The sequence below is a fragment of the Vogesella sp. EB genome (assembly GCF_001037925.1).
GTDB lineage: Bacteria > Pseudomonadota > Gammaproteobacteria > Burkholderiales > Chromobacteriaceae > Vogesella > Vogesella indigofera.
In genome coordinates, this window is sequence record NZ_LFDT01000019.1 from 41,701 (window position 1) to 60,281 (window position 18,581).

At 67.6% G+C, this 18,581-nt stretch carries 16 protein-coding genes and 1 pseudogene; 12 read left to right on the plus strand and 5 right to left on the minus strand.

All coding sequences use genetic code 11. The features are described from left to right. Positions 1–5: 5 nt before the first annotated feature. Positions 6–731, minus strand: coding sequence for a Crp/Fnr family transcriptional regulator (locus tag ACG97_RS11650; RefSeq protein ID WP_047967534.1), 726 nt, complete (start codon positions 729–731; stop codon positions 6–8). A 327-nt stretch (positions 732–1,058) separates the two neighbouring features. Between ACG97_RS11650 and ACG97_RS11655 the strand changes: the two genes are divergently transcribed. From ACG97_RS11655 to ACG97_RS11665, 3 genes are all read left to right on the plus strand, one after another. Further along, on the plus strand, positions 1,059–1,277 hold the full coding sequence (locus ACG97_RS11655) for a CsbD family protein (protein ID WP_047967535.1): 219 nt from the start codon (positions 1,059–1,061) through the stop codon (positions 1,275–1,277). A 158-nt stretch (positions 1,278–1,435) separates the two neighbouring features. Further along, a complete protein-coding gene (locus ACG97_RS11660) occupies positions 1,436–1,750 on the plus strand; it encodes a BON domain-containing protein (protein ID WP_047967536.1) in 315 nt (104 codons plus the stop codon). Between the two features lie 259 nt (positions 1,751–2,009). Further along, positions 2,010–2,681: a CHAP domain-containing protein gene (locus tag ACG97_RS11665; protein WP_047967553.1), complete on the plus strand. Its 672-nt coding sequence runs from the start codon at positions 2,010–2,012 to the stop codon at positions 2,679–2,681. On the opposite strand, the gene ACG97_RS16970 is transcribed toward ACG97_RS11665, so the two are convergent. After that, positions 2,668–3,816 carry a GGDEF domain-containing protein gene (locus tag ACG97_RS16970; protein ID WP_053068159.1) on the minus strand — a complete coding sequence of 383 codons (1,149 nt, stop codon included), beginning with the start codon at positions 3,814–3,816 and terminating at the stop codon, positions 2,668–2,670. The genes ACG97_RS11665 and ACG97_RS16970 overlap by 14 nt on opposite strands. Before the next feature lie 136 nt (positions 3,817–3,952). Continuing rightward, a complete protein-coding gene (gene mnmH / locus ACG97_RS11675; protein ID WP_047967537.1) occupies positions 3,953–4,987 on the minus strand; it encodes a tRNA 2-selenouridine(34) synthase MnmH in 1,035 nt (344 codons plus the stop codon). A gap of 19 nt (positions 4,988–5,006) precedes the next feature. Between mnmH and selD the strand changes: the two genes are divergently transcribed. After that, positions 5,007–6,047: a selenide, water dikinase SelD gene (gene selD / locus ACG97_RS11680; RefSeq protein ID WP_047967538.1), complete on the plus strand. Its 1,041-nt coding sequence runs from the start codon at positions 5,007–5,009 to the stop codon at positions 6,045–6,047. Between the two features lie 72 nt (positions 6,048–6,119). Here selD and lysA read toward each other — a convergent pair whose 3' ends face one another. Further along, a complete protein-coding gene (gene lysA, locus ACG97_RS11685; protein WP_047967539.1) occupies positions 6,120–7,358 on the minus strand; it encodes a diaminopimelate decarboxylase in 1,239 nt (412 codons plus the stop codon). A gap of 288 nt (positions 7,359–7,646) precedes the next feature. Here lysA and ACG97_RS11690 point away from each other — a divergent pair, with 288 nt between their 5' ends. The 4 genes from ACG97_RS11690 (at position 7,647) to ACG97_RS11705 (ending at position 12,259) form a co-directional block, all read left to right on the plus strand. Beyond that, complete coding sequence (locus ACG97_RS11690; RefSeq protein ID WP_047967555.1) at positions 7,647–8,564, plus strand: LysR family transcriptional regulator; 918 nt, start codon at positions 7,647–7,649, stop codon at positions 8,562–8,564. Between the two features lie 252 nt (positions 8,565–8,816). Next, entirely contained in the window at positions 8,817–10,823 is a 2,007-nt protein-coding gene (locus tag ACG97_RS11695) for a site-specific recombinase (protein WP_047967540.1), read from the plus strand. A 309-nt stretch (positions 10,824–11,132) separates the two neighbouring features. Continuing rightward, positions 11,133–11,891, plus strand: a complete 759-nt coding sequence (locus ACG97_RS11700; RefSeq protein WP_047967541.1) for a ferredoxin--NADP reductase — start codon at positions 11,133–11,135, stop codon at positions 11,889–11,891. After that, positions 11,888–12,259, plus strand: a complete 372-nt coding sequence (locus ACG97_RS11705) for a group III truncated hemoglobin (RefSeq protein WP_047967542.1) — start codon at positions 11,888–11,890, stop codon at positions 12,257–12,259. Before ACG97_RS11700 ends, ACG97_RS11705 begins: the two co-directional genes overlap by 4 nt. A 117-nt stretch (positions 12,260–12,376) precedes the next feature. Here ACG97_RS11705 and ACG97_RS11710 read toward each other — a convergent pair whose 3' ends face one another. Beyond that, positions 12,377–12,697, minus strand: a complete 321-nt coding sequence (locus tag ACG97_RS11710; protein ID WP_047967543.1) for a cupin — start codon at positions 12,695–12,697, stop codon at positions 12,377–12,379. Positions 12,698–13,160: 463 nt separating this feature from the next. Between ACG97_RS11710 and kdpA the strand changes: the two genes are divergently transcribed. The 4 genes and pseudogenes from kdpA to ACG97_RS11730 all read left to right on the plus strand — a co-directional run. Then, the gene (kdpA, locus tag ACG97_RS11715) at positions 13,161–14,852 is read left to right on the plus strand and encodes a potassium-transporting ATPase subunit KdpA (protein ID WP_202902764.1); all 1,692 of its coding nucleotides are present in this window, start codon (positions 13,161–13,163) and stop codon (positions 14,850–14,852) included. A 9-nt stretch (positions 14,853–14,861) separates the two neighbouring features. Further along, on the plus strand, positions 14,862–16,991 hold the full coding sequence (gene kdpB / locus ACG97_RS11720; protein WP_047967544.1) for a potassium-transporting ATPase subunit KdpB: 2,130 nt from the start codon (positions 14,862–14,864) through the stop codon (positions 16,989–16,991). A gap of 54 nt (positions 16,992–17,045) precedes the next feature. Then, positions 17,046–17,672, plus strand: coding sequence for a potassium-transporting ATPase subunit KdpC (gene kdpC / locus ACG97_RS11725; protein ID WP_047967545.1), 627 nt, complete (start codon positions 17,046–17,048; stop codon positions 17,670–17,672). Positions 17,673–17,787: 115 nt separating this feature from the next. Then, a pseudogene (locus ACG97_RS11730) lies at positions 17,788–18,581 on the plus strand (two-component system sensor histidine kinase KdbD); the annotation flags it as partial.

Sequence of the window (18,581 nt, forward strand, 5' to 3'; positions counted from 1 at the left end):
CGGCCTTAGCGGTGCGGGGTGACGGTGTAGGGCAGCAGGCGGTCGGTTTCCTTCTTGACCACCGCGTAGCACTCGCAGCACAGCTGCTCCAGCTGCGGCCGGTCCAGCACGGTGATGTGGCCGCGGCTGTACTCGATGACCCCCAGCTTTTGCAGCTTGCCGGCGGCGTCGGTAACGCCTTCGCGGCGCACGCCCAGCATGTTGGCGATCAGCTCCTGGGTCATGGTCAGCTGGTTGCTGGGCAACCGGTCCAGCGACAGCAGCAGCCAGCGGCACAGCTGCTGGTCGATGGAGTGGTGGCGGTTGCACACTGCGGTCTGCGCCATCTGCGTGATCAGTGCCTGGGTATAGCGCAACATCAGCTGCAGCAGCTCGGCGTGGCGGTTGACCTCGTTCTTGAAGTGGCTGCCGGACAGGCGGAAGGCGTAGCCGGCGCTTTGCACGATGGCGCGGCTGGGGGTGCTTTCGCCGCCCATGAACACCGCGATGCCGACCATGCCCTCGTTGCCGACCACCGAGATTTCCGCCGAGGAGCCGCTTTCCATCACGTACAGCAGCGACACGATGGCATCGGTGGGAAAGAACACGTGGCGCAAGGCGTCGCCGGATTCGTACAGCACCTTGCCCAGCGGCATCTCGATCAGCTCGAAATGTGGCAGCAGCCGGTCGAGCACCTCAGCCGGCAAGGCGCCCAGCAGGTGGTTTTGCTGTGGCGTGACAATCATGGACATGGCCGGCTCCTGCTGGTGGTGACCCTCATAAAAGCAATATAGATCAGCCGCCGTCGATTTATGCCCCGTCACTGCGCCAGCACAGGGGGCTAGGCCTGACGGGCAGGCTGCCCGTTACGGCACGCCGCCACGCGGTGCTGCCGGCGGCCGTGGTGGCCGCAATGTGGCGCAGCGTACCGACAGCACCGCGCCGTGGCCGCAACATGGTGACACTGTCCGGTACGGATGCGGCCCAGCATGATGGTAGTGCGCGCTGCCGGTGCCGGGGGCAGCGGATGCCAACTTGACCATCTTGTCAGCCGCATCCGGCGTCAAAAGGAGCAAGTCATGAACTGGGACATCATCGAAGGTAACTGGAAACAGTACAAAGGCAAGGTGCGCGAACAGTGGGGTGATCTGACCGATGATCATCTGGACGTGATTGCCGGCAAACGCACCATCCTCGCCGGCAAGCTGCAGGAAGCCTACGGCATCTCCAAGCAGGCTGCCGAGGATCAGATCCGCCGTTTCGAGGAAAGCAACAAGGACTCCGATTCCGAGTCTTGATGCCGACGGCGGCGGCGAGTGGCAACGCTGCCGCCCCGCCGCGTTAAACCCTGCAAACCGCTGCCCGCCGCGCGCTATTGAGCCGCGGATGGCGGCAGTGGTGGCCGGCTGGCCAGCAACACGCCGCCGGCACGCGCAACCATTGTGGAGCATCCATCATGAAAGCATTAAACAAGTATCTGTCCGCGTTTTTCGTGGTCGCCTCGCTGATGTCGGTGGCGGCCTGTTCCGCGACCCGCGAACATCAAAGCACCGGCCAGTACATGGACGACAGCGTGATTACCGGCCGCGTGAAAACCGCGATCTTCAACGATCCGGTGCTGAAAGTGACCGAAATCAACGTCGAAACCTATATGGGACGTGTGCAGCTGAGCGGCTTTGTGCGCTCGAGTTCGGATGCCGACCGGGCAGTACAGCTGACCCGTGGCGTCAGTGGCGTGAAGTCGGTCAAAGACAATATGCAAATCAAGTAAGCGCCGTCTCCGGCTACCTCCGGATGGCGTGACCCCTGTTGCCAGTCCGGACAGGGGTTTTTTCATGCGCTGGCCGCAGCGGTCTCTGCGGTTTCTACGGTCATAGCCGGTCCGCACGGTCGCCGGCTCCGCCACCTTGCCGTACCAGCCATGACGACGGCGCCGCCATTTGAACGTGATATTGATTTTGCATCGCAAACCCGCGATGCTTGCCGGCTTTGCGGCCAACGTTGGCCGCAGTCTCGGACGGGGGTGGCGGGTGAAGAGGGCAATCAGGCTGGGGCTGGCGCTGCTGTTGCTGGCGGGGTTGCTGTTCGGTGCGCAGTACGCGTTGACGCGGATGGCGCTGAACGCCAAGGCGGCACGCGGCGCGGTGATCGACAGCTTCAACGGCGTGGCGGTGTACTACAACGGCGGTGTCAATGAAACCCACGGCCGCCATCTGACGGCCGACGGCTACAACCTCGGCCTCAAGTACCAGTGCGTGGAGTTCGTGAAACGCTACTACCACGCCCGCTTCGGCCACCGCATGGCGGACGCCTACGGCCACGCCAGGGCGTTCTTCCAGCCGGGGCTGGCCAGCGGCGCGCTCAACCGCCAGCGCGGCCTGCTGCAGTTTGCCAATGGCGGCAGCGAGCCGCCGCGGGTGGAGGACATCCTGGTGTTCGGCCCGTCGCTGTTCAATCCCTACGGCCATGTCGCCATCGTGGCGGAGGTGAATGCCCACGCGGTGATCGTGGTGCAGCAGAACGCCGGGCCGCTGCTGTCGTCGCGCGAGGCGTTTCCGTACCGGCGCCGTGGCGCGCGGCTGTGGCTGGCCGATGAGCGGGTGCTGGGCTGGTTGCGGCTGCCGCCGCCCGTTGCGCTGGCCTCGGCGCCGCTGGCACTGGCGCCATCGTCTGCCGCCGCGCTGAGCGTTACAGCGCGCTGACGCAGACCCGGTTGCGGCCCTGTTCCTTGGCCGCGTACAGCTGCAGGTCGGCCTGCAGGAACAGCTCGCGCAGTGGGGTGCGGCCGCGCGCGGCGACCACCAGCCCGGTGCTCACCGTCTGCTGCAGCGTGTTGCCGTCGCTGGTGGTGATCGGCGCGGCGGCCAGGGTTTGACGCAGCGTTTCCGCCAGCACCGGTGCGTGCGGCACCGCGCTGCCGCTGAGCAGCACCGAGAATTCCTCGCCGCCGTTGCGGCCGTACACCGCATCGAAGTGGCCGAAGTGGCGATCCAGCAGCGTGGCAAAGTGCACCAGCACCTCGTCGCCGGCGAGGTGGCCGTGGCTGTCGTTGACACGCTTGAACCAGTCCAGGTCCATCACCAGCAGCGCCACCGGCGCATCGGGATTGGCCGCCAGCCGCTGCTCGGCCTGCTCGTGAAAGGCGCGGCGGTTGGCCAGCCCGGTCAGGCTGTCCAGCATCGCCTGCTGGTAGAGGCGGATTTCCAGCCGCTCGAAGCAGATGAAGATGAAGCACAGCAGCTTGGCGTACTCCAGCCACATCGCCTGGTAGTCGAGGTAGGCAAACAGCGCCGAATTGGCCAGCCAGCCGCTGCTGACGGCGCTGGAGTACAGCAGGCGCACGCTGTAGGTCAGCATCAGCAGCAGCACGATCAGCCGGCCAAGACGGTAGCCCAGCCGCGCCTGGTGCGGGCTGCGGCGCAGGCTGCGCCACAGCAGCGCGTGGAACAGCAGGTAGGCGGCGCTGAACAGCAGGATGCGCCAGGCGAAGGCCTCGGCCCCGAACGGCAGCAGCAGGAACACGCCGCTGACCGCGCCCGCCAGCAGCAGCCCCGGTCGCCACGGCAGCCGCGTGTGCTCCAGCGCCACGCCGCCGACCCAGGTCAGCATCAGCGAGAAAAACAGCAGGCAGTTGGCGAGGCCGACGCCCAGCCACGGTGACAGGTAGGGGCGCAGCGCGATCAGCGCGATGCCGGCGCAGGCCAGCACGCCGGCCACGCCCCAGATGCGCAGCGCCTGCTCCTGGCGATAGCGCAGGCCGATCAGCAGCAGGATGGTGGTCATCAGCACAAAGGTGGTGACGTGTCCGACATACAGGGTGTAGAGATCGAGTTTCATGCGGCCGTTTGCAAAGGCGGGATGCGGTGATGGTAAGGGATGCTGCCGGCAACCGGCGGGTGTTCATGACCGGCAGATCGCCAAGGTTGTCCGCAGGCTCAATGCGATGCGGCCAACCTTGCGGCCGGGGGCGGCCTCAGCCGGCCAGCTGGCTGGCCACCTGCTGCAGCGTGGCGTCGTCCAGTGCCGGTACGGTCAGCGGCTGCACCGCCTGCGTGTAGTGCTTGCCCTGCGAGCGCAGGTAGAGCGGGTCGTAGTGGCCGGTCAGCAGCTCGCCGACCAGGGCGTCGAAATCGCCACCGCGTGCCATCGCCGCCCACGCCTCCAGCTGCGCCTTGCCGTGCACATTGCGCAGGAAGCCGAGCTGGGTCACCAGCCGTTCCGGCTCGCTGAGGTAGAAGTCGTAGTCGCGCTTGAGGAACGCCACCCGCGCCGCCAGCGGCACTTCCAGCTGCAGGCACTCGCTGTCGTGCATGCGGCCGTACAGCGCGTCCGGCAGTGACACGAAGCCGATCTTCTTGCTTTCCGCCTCCACGAACACCGGCCGCGTCGGGTCGAAAGCCTGCAGCGCGACATCGAGCAGGCTGTCGAAGCGCTTTTGCGACGGCTGCATCACGTCCGGCAGCCGCCCCAGCACCGAGCCGCGGTGGGCGGCGAGACCTTCCAGGTCCAGCACCTGTGCGCCCTGTGCCGCCAGCGCCGCCAGCAGCCGGCTCTTGCCGCTGCCGGTGGGGCCGCTGATCACGCGGAAACGGAATTGCTGCGGCAGGGTGGCGAGGTCTGCCAGCACCTGGTGGCGATAGGCCTTGTAGCCGCCTTCCAGCTGGTGCGCCGCCCAGCCGATCTGCGCCAGGATGATGGCCATCGAGCCGGAGCGCTGCCCGCCGCGCCAGCAGTACACCAGCGGCCGCCACGACTTGGGGTGGCGTGCAAACTGCTCGTCGAGGTGGCGCGCGATATTGCGCGCGGCGATGGCGGCGCCGACCTTGCGCGCCTCGAACGGCGACACCTGCTTGTACAGGGTGCCGACGCGCACGCGCTCCTCGTCGCTCATCACCGGGCAGTTGATGGCGCCGGGAATGTGGTCTTCGGCAAATTCTGCCGGGGTGCGCACGTCGATGATCTCGTCAAATTGGTGGCGCTGTGCTACGGTCGCGAGCTTGAAAAACATAGATAGGAAGGCGTGGGCCATGACAGGAATCAGATTGACGCAATTGTCGCACGGTGGCGGATGTGGCTGCAAAATTGCACCGTCGGTATTGCAGGCGATCCTGTCCGGCGCCCGCGACAAGCTGCCGTACCCGGAGCTGCTGGTCGGCGCCGAAACCAGCGACGACGCGGCGGTGTACCGCCTCAACGACAGCCAGGCGCTGGTGGCGACCACCGACTTCTTCCTGCCCATCGTCGATGACGCGCGCGATTTCGGCCGCATCGCCGCCACCAATGCCATCTCCGACATCTACGCGATGGGCGCCACGCCGATCATGGCGCTGGCCATCGTCGGCATGCCGGTGAACACGCTGCCGGTGGAAACCATCCGCGACATCTTGCAGGGCGGCGAATCGGTGTGCCGCGAGGCTGGCATCCCGATTGCCGGCGGCCACTCCATCGACGCGCCGGAGCCGATCTACGGCCTGGTGGTGATGGGGCTGATGCACCCCGAGCAGATCAAGCGCAACTGCGATGCAAAAGACGGCGACGTGCTGATCCTCGGCAAGGGGCTGGGCGTCGGCATCCTGGCGCAGGCGATGAAGAAGGGCGAGCTGGACGCCGCCGGCTATCAGGCGCTGATCGCCTCCACTACGCAGCTGAACAAGGTCGGCAGCCAGCTGGCGGCGCTGCCCGAGGTACACGCGCTGACCGACGTCACCGGTTTCGGCCTGCTCGGCCACCTGCTGGAAATCTGCCGCGGCTCGCAACTGGCCGCGCATCTGGACATGGCGCAGGTGCCGGTGATCCGCGAGGCGCAGGCGTGGGCGGAAAAGGGCTACGGCCCCGGCGCCATCGAGCGCAATCTGGCCAGCTTTGGCGAGGACGTGCACACCGCCGCCAGCGTTGCCGAGTGGCAGCTGCGGGTGCTGGCCGATGCGCAGACCAGCGGCGGCCTGCTGGTGGCGGTCGCGCCGGAAGCGGCCGACAGCGTGCTGGCGCAGTTCCATGCCGCCGGCTTCGGCTACGCCAGCATCATCGGCACGCTGCAGCAGGGCGAGGCGAAAATCCACGTGCGCTGAGCCATTGGCGCAGGCATGAAAAAGGTTGGCCGCAGTGATGCGGCCAACCTTTTTATTTGCCTGCTGCCGGGCTTACAGCTGTTCCAGCGCCAGCAGCTCTTCCACTGTCTGGCGGCGGCGGATCAGGCGGTCGGCATCGCCATCCACCAGCACCTCGGCGATCAGCGGGCGGGTGTTGTAGTTGCTGGACATCGACGCGCCGTAGGCGCCGGTGTCGTGGAACACCAGCAGGTCGCCGACATTGGCCGCCGGCAGGCGGCGCGGCAGTACCACGCCGCCGTCGCCCTGGGTGAACACGTCGCCGGATTCGCACAGCGGGCCGCCGACCACGGTGTCTTTTTCCGGCTTCTGCACGCCGTCCTGCGGTACCACGGTGATGTGGTGGTAGCTGCCGTACATCGACGGCCGCATCAGCTCGTTGAAGCCGGCGTCGACCAGCACGAAGTGGTTGCTGCCGGCGTCCTTGGCGGCGCGCACCTCGGCCAGCAGGTTGCCGGATTCGGCCACCAGATAGCGGCCCGGCTCGATCTCCAGCGCCAGCGGATGGCCGATCACGGCGGCGGCGTCCTGCCGCGCGGCATCCCACAGCGTGAAGTAGTGGTCGGTGTCGATGCTGGCGTCGCCGTCGCGGTACGGGATCGACAGCCCGCCACCGGCGGAGATGGCGTGCAGGTCGTGGCCGTGGGCTTTCACCTGTTGCACCAGCTCGACCATGGTGCCGCACACCTGCTGCAGGTGGCTGTAGTCGACGCCGGAGCCGATGTGCATGTGCAGGCCGACCAGGTTGAGGCCGTGCTGGCGGATCACGTTCAGTGCCGCCGGCAGGTCGCTGTGCCAGATGCCGTGCTTGCTGTGCTCGCCGCCGGTATTGGTCTTGTTGCTGTGGCCGTGGCCGAAGCCGGGGTTGATGCGCAGCCACACGCGGTGGCCGGGCGAGGCGGCGCCCAGCTGGTGCAGCATGTCGATGGAGCCGGCGTTGACCGGAATGCGGTGCTCGATCACCGTCGCCAGCGTGTCGCGGTCGATCAGGTCGGCGGTGAACACGATGCCGGATGGCTCGCCGGCGGCGTCATAGCCGGCGGCCAGCGCGCGCAGGATCTCGCCGCGCGACACCGCGTCCACCTTCACCCCCTGTTCGCGCATCAGGCGCAGGATGTGGGTGTTGCTGCACGCCTTCTGCGCAAAACGGATGGTGTCGAACTGGCGCAGCGCGGCGATGCGCTGGCGGATGACCGCGGCGTCATAAGTCCACAGCGGGGTGCCGTAGTGCTGGGCGAGGGCGGCGAGGCGGGCGGTGTCGGGGGTCTGCATCTCTGTATGATCCTTGGCGATTGGGAGCCGGCCCGTGCGGTGCGGGGCGGCGGTATCGGGGGCCTGGCGGTGGCAAACTGCGGGTGCGTCCCGCCAGGCTGAGGGTGCCTTCTGTCTCGTCGGCGTTTTGCGGCCTGTTCGCTTGCGCCAGGGTTGGCCGCAAGGGAGCACGATTGCGGTCTGTGCCGCGCTGCGTGCCCCACCGTTAGCCGCATCATGCCCTTGGTGGGTGATTCAGTAAAATGCTAATATTTTGGCTGGTAATTCATTTTTGATATGGAGTGCGCCGTGAGCATCAGCCACCGTCACATCGAAGTGTTCCGCGCGGTGATGACCAGCGGCAGCGTCACCGGCGCCGCCAGCCTGCTGTACACCTCGCAGCCGACGGTCAGCCGCGAGCTGGCGCGGCTGGAGCAGCTGCTGGGCTTTGCGCTGTTCGAGCGCCAGCGTGGCCGGCTGCAGCCGACGGCGCCGGCGCTGGCGCTGTTCGACGAGGTGCAGCGCTCCTATATCGGGCTGGAGCGCATTGCCGGCGTGGCTGCCAACCTTGGCCGCCAGGATCGCGGGCAGCTGTCGCTGCTGTGCCTGCCGGCGTTCGCCCACGCGCTGCTGCCGGCGGTGTGCCGCCGCTTTGCCGCCGGCCACCACGGTGTCGGCATCGCCATCACGCCGCAGGAGTCGCCGCTGCTGGAAGAGTGGCTGTCGGCGCAGCGCTACGATCTGGGGCTGACCGAGCACGAGGCCGCGCCGCCGGGCACCCGGCTGCAGGCGCAATGGCTGGCCGACGAGGTATGCGTGCTGCCGGACGGCCATCCGCTGCTGGCGCGCACGGTGCTGGCGCCGCAGGATTTTGCCGGCCAGGCCTTTGTCAGCCTGTCGCCGGACGACCCCTACCGCGTGCAGCTGGATCGCGTGTTTGCCGACGCCGGCGTGGCGCGACAGATGCTGCTGGAGACGCACAGCGCGGTGGCGGTGTGCGCGATGGTGGCCGCCGGGCTGGGGGTCGCCATCGTCAACCCGCTGACCGCGCTGTCGCTGGCCGGGCAGGGGGTGCAGCTGCGCCGCTTCGCGGTGTCGGTGCCGTTTCGCGTCAGCCTGGTGCTGCCGGAATTCCGCCCGTCGACGCCGCTGACCGGTGCCTTTGCCGATGCGGTGGTCGCCGAGCTGGCGCACGCCACCGCCGCGCTGGCTGAGGCGCTGGCCTGATGCTGGCGATGCGGTTGGCGATTGTTGCTGCATTGCAAAAAATGTTGTGCCGCGCTATGTGGTTGATTGAAAATAAAAAACCCTGATTTTGATCGGCGTTTCCGGCGGGCGGGCCGCTATCCTGCTGGAATTTTTTGACGCGACGCGCGGTCAGACGCTGTTATACCCTGCAGTTCGTGCCGCCATTGCCCGCCGCGGCACCCTCCCATCGCAACGTGTCAAACGTGACGCAAACTGTCCAACGGATGACTTATGGATCAAATACTTTCCCAATTGGCCAACCGCCACAGTGATACCCCGCCGGTACCGTATCTGGCGCGGCTGGTGGCGCAGGTCCGCCCCGAAGACGCGGGCGATTTTGTGCAGGCCACCAGCAATCTGCGTGCGCTGACCTACCTGCTGTCGCGCCACGCCAGCTACCGCGCCGGCCTGCGCCAGGCGCTGATTGACCTGCTCGGCTCCACCCGCCAGGTGCAGCTGTATACCGATACCGGCACGCTGTCCAACGAGACCTTTTCCCAGGCGCTGCGCCGTCGCATCGGCGAGCGCCTGCTGCCGCCGGCACGCTCCGGCGCCCACCTGGCCGACCAGTTCGGCGTGATCTTCTGCCAGCGCGAGGACTACCGCTGGGTGGCCGCGCTGTCGCAGGAAGTGTGGCAGGAGCTGTGGCAGGCGCTGGCGTGGGACGAGGAGCGGCAGATGGTCGCCAATCCGACGCGGCTGCAGCTGCTGGAAGCGGTACAGGTGCTGACCGCGCGCATTACCGCCATCGGGCTGGAGCCGGAGCTGGTGAAGACCTATCCCGACATCGAGCGCTTCGAGTCGCCCTTCCTGCACCTGTCCGCCGAAGCGCAGCGCTATGTCGAATCGGCGCGCGCGGCGATGGTGGACGAGACCTGCCCCGACGAGGACGACCGCCAGATGCTGGTGCTGCTGGAGCAGTGCGAGGACGTGATCGCCCGCCTGCGCAAGGCGGCGGCCAACCGCGGCGTGTCGGTGAGCCTGACCTACCACGTCACCCGCCTGCGCCAGCACATCCAGCGCCTGCGCACGCTGCTGGCGCTGCTGGACCCGGAGCGCAGCCCGGCGCGCGATGCCACGCTGTTTCACCTGTTGGCCGAGCTGGTGCGCGCGGAAAACCGCAAGTACAGCCTGCGCGACGTGTTCGCCAGCAATACCGAGCTGCTGGCGCGGCAGGTCACCGAGCACGCCGGCCGCCACGGCGAGCACTACATCGCGGAAAACCGCAGCCAGTGGCTGGCGATGGGCAAGGCGGCGATGGGTGCCGGCGTCATCGTCGGCTTCATGGCGCTGTTCAAGCTGCTGATCGCCACGCTGCACCTGCCGCTGATCTGGGAGGCGCTGGCCTTCGGCCTCAACTACTCGCTGGGTTTCATGCTGGTGCACGTGCTGCACTTCACCATCGCCACCAAGCAGCCGGCGATGACGGCGGCGCGCATCGCCGCCGCCATCCACGAGGCCGGCGGCAAGGCCGACATGGCCGAGCTGGCCGAGCTGGTGGTGAAGGTGATGCGCACCCAGTTCGTGGCCATTCTCGGCAACGTGCTGCTGGCCATCCCGGTGGCGTGGGCGATCGCCGAGTCCTGGCTGTGGCTGGCCGGCACACCGGTGATCGACCAGGCCAAGGCGGCGCACCTGCTGCACGACCTGCATCCGCTGAGTAGCCTGGCGCTGTTCCACGCCGCCATCGCCGGCGTCTACCTGTTCCTGTCCGGCCTGATCGCCGGCTACTACGACAACAAGGCGATCTACCGCCAGATCCCGCAGCGGCTGGCCGCGGTGCCGTGGCTGAACCGGCTGCTGGGCGAGGCGCGCACCCGCCGCTTTGCCCACTATGTCGAGCACAACCTCGGCGGCCTGGCCGGCAACTTCTACTTCGGCATGTTCCTCGGCGTCACCGGTACCATCGGCTTTCTGCTTGGCCTGCCGCTGGACATCCGCCACATCACCTTCTCCTCGGCCTATCTGTCCTACGCCGCGGTCACCTATGACTACGCGCTGCCGCTCGCGACGGTGCTGTGGTCGGTGGTCGGGGTGGCGCTGATCGGCATGACCAACCTGCTGGTCAGCTTCAGCCTGGCGCTGTGGGTGGCGCTGCGCTCGCGCAAGCTGCGCGGCAGCGACGCCTTGCCGCTGCTGCCGGCGGTGTTCAAGCGCTTCCTGCGCGGGCCGAAGGCGTTCTTCATTCCGCCGCGCGAGCGGGTGGAGGAGCCGGAGGAGACCGCGCCACCGGTCTGAGAGCCAGTCCACGATCTGCTGCGCTTCGTGAAACGTTACACGGTGAGTACGCCTTCGGAATGCTTGTTTATATCCAGCTAAACGCCGCTTCCTCAGTCGTTTTCGCCTTGTCTCGCGTGAGCGTGCGAGATCGTGAACAGGCTCTGAACCTTTGCCGCTTGATGCCGCGTTTGCCGTCACGCCCCGCCTTGAGCGGGGCGTTTTGCTGCCGGCGGCGGCTTGTCCCTGCTCGTGTCAGCGTTTTTATTGTGATGGTTAAAGTGTATATTTTAAACATCTTCAATTAGCCGGTCGTGACGGGAAATCAAGATGAACATCGTAGAAACGGAAGTGATCCGCGTGCAGCACTGCTCCGCGCGCGGCGTCACCCTGCTGACCAGCAAGCCGGAAGGCTTTGCTTTCCAGGCCGGGCATTACGCGCGGCTGTCGGTGCCGGCACTGGCCGAGCCGGTGTGGCGCGCCTATTCCATCGTGTCGGCGCCGCACGAACCGTGGCTGGAATACTTTTTTACCGTCATCCCCGGCGGTGCGCTGTCGCCGCATCTGGGCGCGCTGCAGCCGGGCGACACGGTGCTGATGGCGAAGGCGGCGATGGGCTTCTTCCTGGCCGACAGTCTGGCCGACGGCGAGGTGCTGTGGCTGCTGGCCACCGGCACCGGCATCGGCCCCTATCTGTCGATGCTGCGGCAGCAGGGCGTGCTGCAGCGCTTTGCCCGCGTCAATCTGGTGTGCAGCGTGCGCGAGGCGGCGGACCTGGCCTACGACGCCGAATGCCGCGCCTGGGCGGCGCAACACGCGCACTGCCACTACGTACCGGTGGTGACGCGCGGCGAGGTGGCCGGCGGCCTGCGCGAGCGCATCCCGACACTGTTGCGCAGCGGCGCGCTGGAGCAGCATCTGGCGATGACGCCGCTCGATCCGCAGCGTGACCGGGTGATGGTGTGCGGCAACCCGGACTTCACCGCCGACATGCGCGCGCTGCTCAACGAGCGCGGCTTCACCCCGTGCCGCCGCGGCCTGAGCGGCAACATGCTGTTCGAAAACTACTGGCAAAAGGCGACGCCATGAGCAGCATCGCCCAGCGCCTCGGCCGCGAGGTGATCGACACCGTCAGCCGCCAGTTTTACGCGCAGATCCGCGTGCACCCGCGGCTGGCGCCGATCTTCGCCGTGGTGCACGACTGGCCGCAGCACGAGGCGCACATCGGCCACTTCTGGTGGACGCTGCTCGGCGGCGACGCCTACCTCGACACCCAGTACAACGTGGCGCGCAAGCACCTCGACATCGGCGCCACCCCGGCGCTGGTCGACGAGTGGCTGGCGCTGTTCGAGCCCATCGTGCGCCGCCATGTCGCCTCGCCCGACGCCGATGAGTGGCTGCGCAAGGCGCGCATGATCGGGCAATCGATCGCGCTGATGAACACGCCACTCGACTGAATCCGGTGACTGAAACCGGCTTGCGGCCAACGTTGGCCGCAAGCCGGCCCGGCGCCGCGCCGGCCGCGTGAGCGTGGCGGTTCGGTGTCAAACCCTGACTCCACCACGCCGACGCGGCTAGATACTGCCTTCCTGCTCGATCACCAGAATGCGCGCCTCGCCGTGCGGATGGGCGACGTGCTCGCAGCCGGCGCCGGCGTAGAAGATGTCGCCGCACTGCAGCGCGATCACCCGCACGCTGCCGTCCGCGTCGCGCACATGCATGTCCACCGCACCGTCCAGCAGCACGAACACTTCCTCGCCGTCGTTGATATGCCAGCGGTAGGGCTGGTCGGTCCAGTGCAGGCGGGTGCTGATGCCGTTCATGCAGGCGATGGTGCGCGCGCCCCAGGCACGCTCGGCGGTGAAGCCGGCGGGGCGGATGTGCTGTGTGTTCATGTTGCTCTCCTGTGCTGGCTGACGAATGCCGCCATTGTCCGCTCGGTCATGGCGCTTGCCACTGGCTGGCTACGCCAGGATGCGGACCGATCCGGCCGAGATGCACTGCGGCCGGATCGCGCCTTGTTCCGACCGCCACTCCCCCCTCCATCCCGCCGGCTACGCCAAAAGCATCATATTTTTATATCCCGTTTATACCGCCGCCCGGCCTTTTAACCGCTTTTTTGCACCGCAAAACCTACAGTGGCAGTGTCTGTGACCAACAAGGGGAATGTGATGCAAGACCTGATCTGGCTGGCAGGGTTGGCCGCACTGTATCTGGCAGTGCTCGGCCTGCTGCGGCTGTATGCGACCACGTCGCAGGGGGTGGCGCGATGAGCGTGCTATCAAGTTTGTGCGCGCTGGTGGCGCTGCTGTTGGCGGTGTGGCTGCTGTACGCGCTGCTGCATGCGGAGGAGATGTGATGATGACCGCTTTTTTCTGGTTGCTGGCGCTGTTCATGCTGCTGCTGACGTTAAGCGTGCGGCCGATGGGTGCCTGGTTGGCGCCGCTGGCCAGCGGCAGCTTGCCACGTCGCTGGCAGGCGTTTGACGCCGCCTTGCTGCGCCGGCTGGGGCTGAACGATGCCGGCATGGGCTGGCGTGACTACACGCTGGCGCTGCTGGCGTTCAATGTGCTGGGCGCCGTGTTGCTGTACGGCCTGCAGCGGCTGCAGGGTGCGCTGCCGCTCAACCCGCAGCAGCTGGGTGCGGTGGAGGCCGGTTCGGCGTTCAACACCGCGGTGAGTTTCGTCGCCAATACCAACTGGCAGGGCTATGCCGGCGAAACGACCATGAGCTACCTGACGCAGATGGCCGGCCTCGCGGTACAGAACTTCCTGTCCGCCGCCACCGGCATCGCGGTGGCGTTTGCGCTGATGCGCGGCTTTGCGCGGCGCGAGAGCGGCGACATCGGCAATTTCTGGGCCGACGTGCTGCGCATCACGCTGTACCTGCTGCTGCCGCTGTCCATCGTGCTGGCGCTGCTGCTGGTCAGCCAGGGGGTGTTGCAGAACCTGTCCGGCTACCTCGGCTTCGAGGCGCTGGCCGGCCACGGGCAGACGCTGGCCATGGGGCCGGTGGCGTCGCAAGAGGCGATCAAGCTGCTGGGCACCAACGGTGGCGGCTTCTTCAATGCCAACTCCGCGCATCCGTTCGAAAACCCGAGCGAGCTGTCCAACCTGCTGCAGATGCTGGCCATCTTCCTGATCCCGGCCGGGCTGTGCCATGCCTTCGGTCGCGTGGTCGGTGATCGCCGCCAGGGCTGGGCGATCTATATCGCGATGAGCGTGCTGTTCGTCGTCGCCGCCAGCGCCATCGCCTGGTTCGAGGCGCAGGGCAACCCGCTGCTGAGCGCACTGGGCGCTGACGGCGGCAGCGGCAACCTGGAAGGCAAGGACATGCGCTTCGGCATTGCCGGCAGCAGCCTGTTTGCCGCCGTCACCACCGCCGCCAGCTGCGGCGCGGTCAACGCGATGCACGATTCGTTCACCGCGCTGGGTGGCATGGTACCGATGCTGCTGATGCAGCTGGGCGAGGTGGTGTTCGGTGGTGTCGGCTCCGGCCTGTACGGCATGCTGGTGTTCGCGGTGCTGGCGGTGTTTGTCGCCGGCTTGATGGTTGGCCGCACCCCGGAATACCTGGGCAAGAAGATCGAACCGTTCGACATGAAGATGGTCGCGCTGACCATCCTGGTCACCCCGCTGCTGGTGCTGGCCGGTACCGCCGTGGCCGTGGTGGTGGCACCGGGGCTGGCTGGCCTCGCCAATCCGGGCGCGCACGGCTTTTCCGAGGTGCTGTACGCGTTTTCGTCGGCGGCCAACAACAATGGCAGCGCCTTCGCCGGGCTGTCGGCCAATACCCCGTTCTATAACGCGATGCTGGGCATCGCCATGTGGCTGGGCCGCTTCGCGGTGATCGTGCCGGTGCTGGCACTGGCCGGCTCGCTGGCGGCGAAAAAACGCCTCGCCCCGACGCTGGGCTCGATGCCGACCCACGACGGGCTGTTCATCGGCCTGCTGATCGGCAGCGTGCTGCTGGTCGGCGCGCTGACCTACCTGCCGGCGCTGGCGCTGGGGCCGGTGGTCGAGCATCTGGCGATCTGGGCGACCCACTAGGAGAACAATATGTCCCATCATAAAAAAATGGTCTTGCCGCTGCTGGACGGCGCACTGCTGCGCCCGGCGCTGCGCGACACCTTTCTCAAGCTCGGGCTGCGTGCGCAGCTGAAAAACCCGGTGATGTTCGTGGTCTACCTGGGCAGCATCCTGTGCAGCGTGCTGTGGGTGCAGGCGCTGCTGGGGCAGGGTCAGGCGCCGGCGTGGCTGACCGGCAGCATCGCGGTGTGGCTGTGGTTCACCGTGCTGTTTGCCAACTTTGCCGAGGCGCTGGCCGAGGGCCGCAGCAAGGCGCAGGCGGCCAGCCTCAAGGGCCTGCAGAAGTCGACGTGGGCGAAAAAGCTGGCCGCGCCGCAGCGTTACGGTGCCGAATTCGCCATGGTGGAGTCGTTTGACCTGCGCCGTGACGACGTGGTGCTGGTGCAGCACGGCGACGTGATCCCGTGCGACGGCGAGGTGATCGAGGGCATCGCCAGCGTCGACGAGTCGGCGATTACCGGCGAATCGGCACCGGTGATCCGCGAATCCGGCGGCGACTTCAGCTCGGTCACCGGCGGCACCCGCGTGCTGTCGGACTGGATCGTGGTGCGCATCAGCGTCAACCCAGGCGAGACCTTCATCGACCGCATGATCGCGATGGTGGAGGGCGCCAAGCGCCGCAAGACGCCGAACGAGGTCGCGCTAACCATCCTGCTGTTGGCGCTGACGCTGATCTTTCTGCTGGTCACCGTCACCCTGCTGCCATTTTCCGCCTACAGCGTGAACGCGGCCGGTAGCGGCGAAGTGGTGTCGCTGCCGGTGCTGATTGCGCTCTTGGTGTGCCTGATCCCGACCACCATCGGCGGCCTGCTGTCGGCCATCGGCGTCGCCGGCATGAGCCGGCTGATGGCGGCCAACGTGATCGCCACCTCCGGCCGTGCGGTGGAGGCCGCCGGCGACGTGGACGTGCTGCTCTTGGACAAGACCGGCACCATCACCTTCGGCAACCGCCAGGCGTCCGCCTTTGTCGCCGCCGCCGGCGTCAGCCAGGCGACGCTGGCCGAGGCGGCGTGGCTGGCGTCGCTGGCCGACGACACCCCGGAAGGCAAGAGCATCGTGGTGCTGGCACAGCGGCTGACCGACGGCGCCGGCGGCCATCTCGATGACGCCAAGGTTGGCCGCAAGCTGCTGGCCGACCTGCACGCTGGGTTGACCCCGGCGGGCGCCAGCTTCGTGCCGTTCACCGCGCAATCGCGCATGTCCGGCATCAACCTCGACGGTCGTCACATCCGCAAGGGCGCCGCCGACGCGATCCGCCGCCATGTCGAGGCGCTGGGCGGCAGCGTGCCGCGCAGCCTGCTGCAACAGGTCGACACCATCGCCAGCCGTGGCAGCACGCCGCTGGTGGTGGCCGAGGGCGCGCAGGTGCTGGGCGTGGTCGAGCTGAAGGACGTGGTGAAGCCGGGCATTCGCGAGCGCTTCGCCCAGCTGCGGCAGATGGGTATCAAGACGGTGATGATCACCGGCGATAACCGCCTGACCGCCGCCGCCATCGCTGCCGAAGCCGGGGTGGATGACTTCCTGGCCGAGGCGACGCCGGAAAACAAGCTGGCGATGATCCGCGACTACCAGGCACGCGGCCAGCTGGTGGCGATGACCGGTGACGGCACCAACGACGCGCCGGCGCTGGCGCAGGCCGACGTGGCGGTGGCGATGAACAGCGGCACCCAGGCGGCGCGCGAGGCGGCCAATATGGTGGATCTCGACTCCAGCCCCACCAAGCTGATCGAGGTGGTGGAGATCGGCAAGCAGATGCTGATGACGCGCGGCGCGCTGACCACCTTCAGCCTGGCCAACGACGTGGCCAAGTACTTCGCCATCATCCCGGCCGCGTTTGCCGTCACCTATCCGCAGCTGAACGCGCTGAACGTGATGCAGCTGGCCAGTCCGGCCTCGGCGCTGCTGTCGGCGGTGATCTTCAACGCGCTGATCATCATCGCGCTGATCCCGCTGGCGCTGAAGGGCGTGCGCTACCGCGCGCTGGGGGCGGCCGAGCTGCTGCGCCGCAACCTGCTGCTGTACGGCGTCGGCGGGCTGTTGCTGCCGTTTGCCGGCATCAAGCTGATCGACATGCTGCTGTCCCTGCTGGGACTGGTCTGACCCCGCTGCCGGGCGGTCAACAACGCCCGGCAGCCGTAACCAAGGAGTGCCATTATGGCCACCACGACTTATCATCCCGCAGCCGCCGTCACGCTACCGCGCGCGGCAGTGCTGCGTCCGGCGCTGATCCTGCTCTTGTTTTTCACCCTGTTGCTGGGGCTGCTCTATCCGCTGGCGGTCACCGGCCTCGCGCAGCTGCTGCTGCCGGCGCAGGCCAACGGCTCGCTGCTGCGCGACACAAACGGCAAGGTGGTCGGCTCGGCGCTGATCGGCCAGGCCTTCCACGGCCGCGGCGAATTCTGGAGCCGCCCGTCGGCCACCGCGGGTAACGCCTATAACGGCGGCGCCTCCGGCGGCAGCAACCAGGGGCCGAGCAACCCGGCGCTGCAACAGGCGGTCGCCGCGCGCATCGCCGCGCTGCGCGCCGCCCACCCCGGGCAGCAGGGCCCGGTGCCGCTGGACCTGGTCACCACCTCGGCCAGCGGTCTGGACCCGCACATCAGCCTGGCGGCGGCCCACTATCAGGCGCCGCGCGTGGCGCGCGAGCTGAAGCGGCCGCTGGCGCAGGTCGAGGCGCTGATCGCCGCGCAGCGCGAGCAGGGCTGGTTCGGCAGCGCGCAGCAGGCGCGTGTCAATGTGCTACAGCTGAATCTGGCGCTGCGCAGGCTGGCGGCGGGCTAGGGCCTGTTAACACTTGTTTGATCGCGGCCGCCGCCCCGGCGGCCGCAACCCTCTTGACCGCCACAAGGTTGGCCGCAATCGTTGCGGCCAACCTTGTAGCACGCTGGAGCAATGAATGATGGATGACGATTTGCGGCCCGATCCGGACGCGCTGCTGGCGGCGCTGCCGGCGCCGCGCGGCAAGCTGAAGCTGTTCTTCGGCGCGGCGCCGGGCGTGGGCAAGACCTACGCGATGCTGGCCGAGGCGCAGGAGAAGCGCGCCGCTGGGCTGGACGTGGTGGTGGGCTGGGTCGATACCCATGGTCGCGCCGAGACCGAGGCGCTGCTGGCCGGGCTGGACGTGCTGCCGCGCAAGCAGATCGCCTACCGCGGCAAGCAGGTGGCGGAGTTCGATATCGACGCGGTGCTGGCGCGGCGGCCGGCGCTGGTGGTGGTCGACGAGCTGCCGCACAGCAACGCACCGGGCAGCCGCCATCCCAAGCGCTGGCAGGACGTCGACGAGCTGCTGGCCGCCGGCATCGACGTGTACAGCGCGATGAACGTGCAGCATCTGGACAGCCTCAACGACGTGGTCAGCGGCGTGACCGGCGTGGCGGTGGCGGAGACGGTGCCGGATCACGTGTTCGACCGCGCCAGCGAAGTGCGGCTGGTGGACCTGCCGCCGGACGATCTGCTGCTGCGCCTCGCCGCCGGCAAGGTGTACCTGCCGGAAGTGGCGGAACGCGCCGCCGGCCATTTTTTCCGCAAGGGCAACCTGATCGCGCTGCGCGAGCTGGCGCTGCGCCGGCTGGCCGACCGCGTCGACGGCCAGATGCGCGCGCAGCGCGAGGTGCAAAGCCGCGCGCCGGTGTGGGCGACCTCGCTGGGCGTGCTGCTGGTGCTGGGCCACGGCGACGAAGACAGCGCGGT

Bases quoted from the DNA above. Each gene is read 5' to 3' on its own strand.
- ACG97_RS11650 (WP_047967534.1), bottom strand. From the start codon at position 731: ATGTCCATGATTGTCACGCCACAGCAAAACCACCTGCTGGGCGCCTTG.
- ACG97_RS11655 (WP_047967535.1), top strand. From the start codon at position 1,059: ATGAACTGGGACATCATCGAAGGTAACTGGAAACAGTACAAAGGCAAG.
- ACG97_RS11660 (WP_047967536.1), top strand. From the start codon at position 1,436: ATGAAAGCATTAAACAAGTATCTGTCCGCGTTTTTCGTGGTCGCCTCG.
- ACG97_RS16970 (WP_053068159.1), bottom strand. From the start codon at position 3,816: ATGAAACTCGATCTCTACACCCTGTATGTCGGACACGTCACCACCTTT.
- mnmH (WP_047967537.1), bottom strand. From the start codon at position 4,987: ATGTTTTTCAAGCTCGCGACCGTAGCACAGCGCCACCAATTTGACGAG.
- selD (WP_047967538.1), top strand. From the start codon at position 5,007: ATGACAGGAATCAGATTGACGCAATTGTCGCACGGTGGCGGATGTGGC.
- lysA (WP_047967539.1), bottom strand. From the start codon at position 7,358: ATGCAGACCCCCGACACCGCCCGCCTCGCCGCCCTCGCCCAGCACTAC.
- ACG97_RS11695 (WP_047967540.1), top strand. From the start codon at position 8,817: ATGGATCAAATACTTTCCCAATTGGCCAACCGCCACAGTGATACCCCG.
- ACG97_RS11700 (WP_047967541.1), top strand. From the start codon at position 11,133: ATGAACATCGTAGAAACGGAAGTGATCCGCGTGCAGCACTGCTCCGCG.
- ACG97_RS11705 (WP_047967542.1), top strand. From the start codon at position 11,888: ATGAGCAGCATCGCCCAGCGCCTCGGCCGCGAGGTGATCGACACCGTC.
- ACG97_RS11710 (WP_047967543.1), bottom strand. From the start codon at position 12,697: ATGAACACACAGCACATCCGCCCCGCCGGCTTCACCGCCGAGCGTGCC.
- kdpA (WP_202902764.1), top strand. From the start codon at position 13,161: ATGATGACCGCTTTTTTCTGGTTGCTGGCGCTGTTCATGCTGCTGCTG.
- kdpB (WP_047967544.1), top strand. From the start codon at position 14,862: ATGTCCCATCATAAAAAAATGGTCTTGCCGCTGCTGGACGGCGCACTG.
- kdpC (WP_047967545.1), top strand. From the start codon at position 17,046: ATGGCCACCACGACTTATCATCCCGCAGCCGCCGTCACGCTACCGCGC.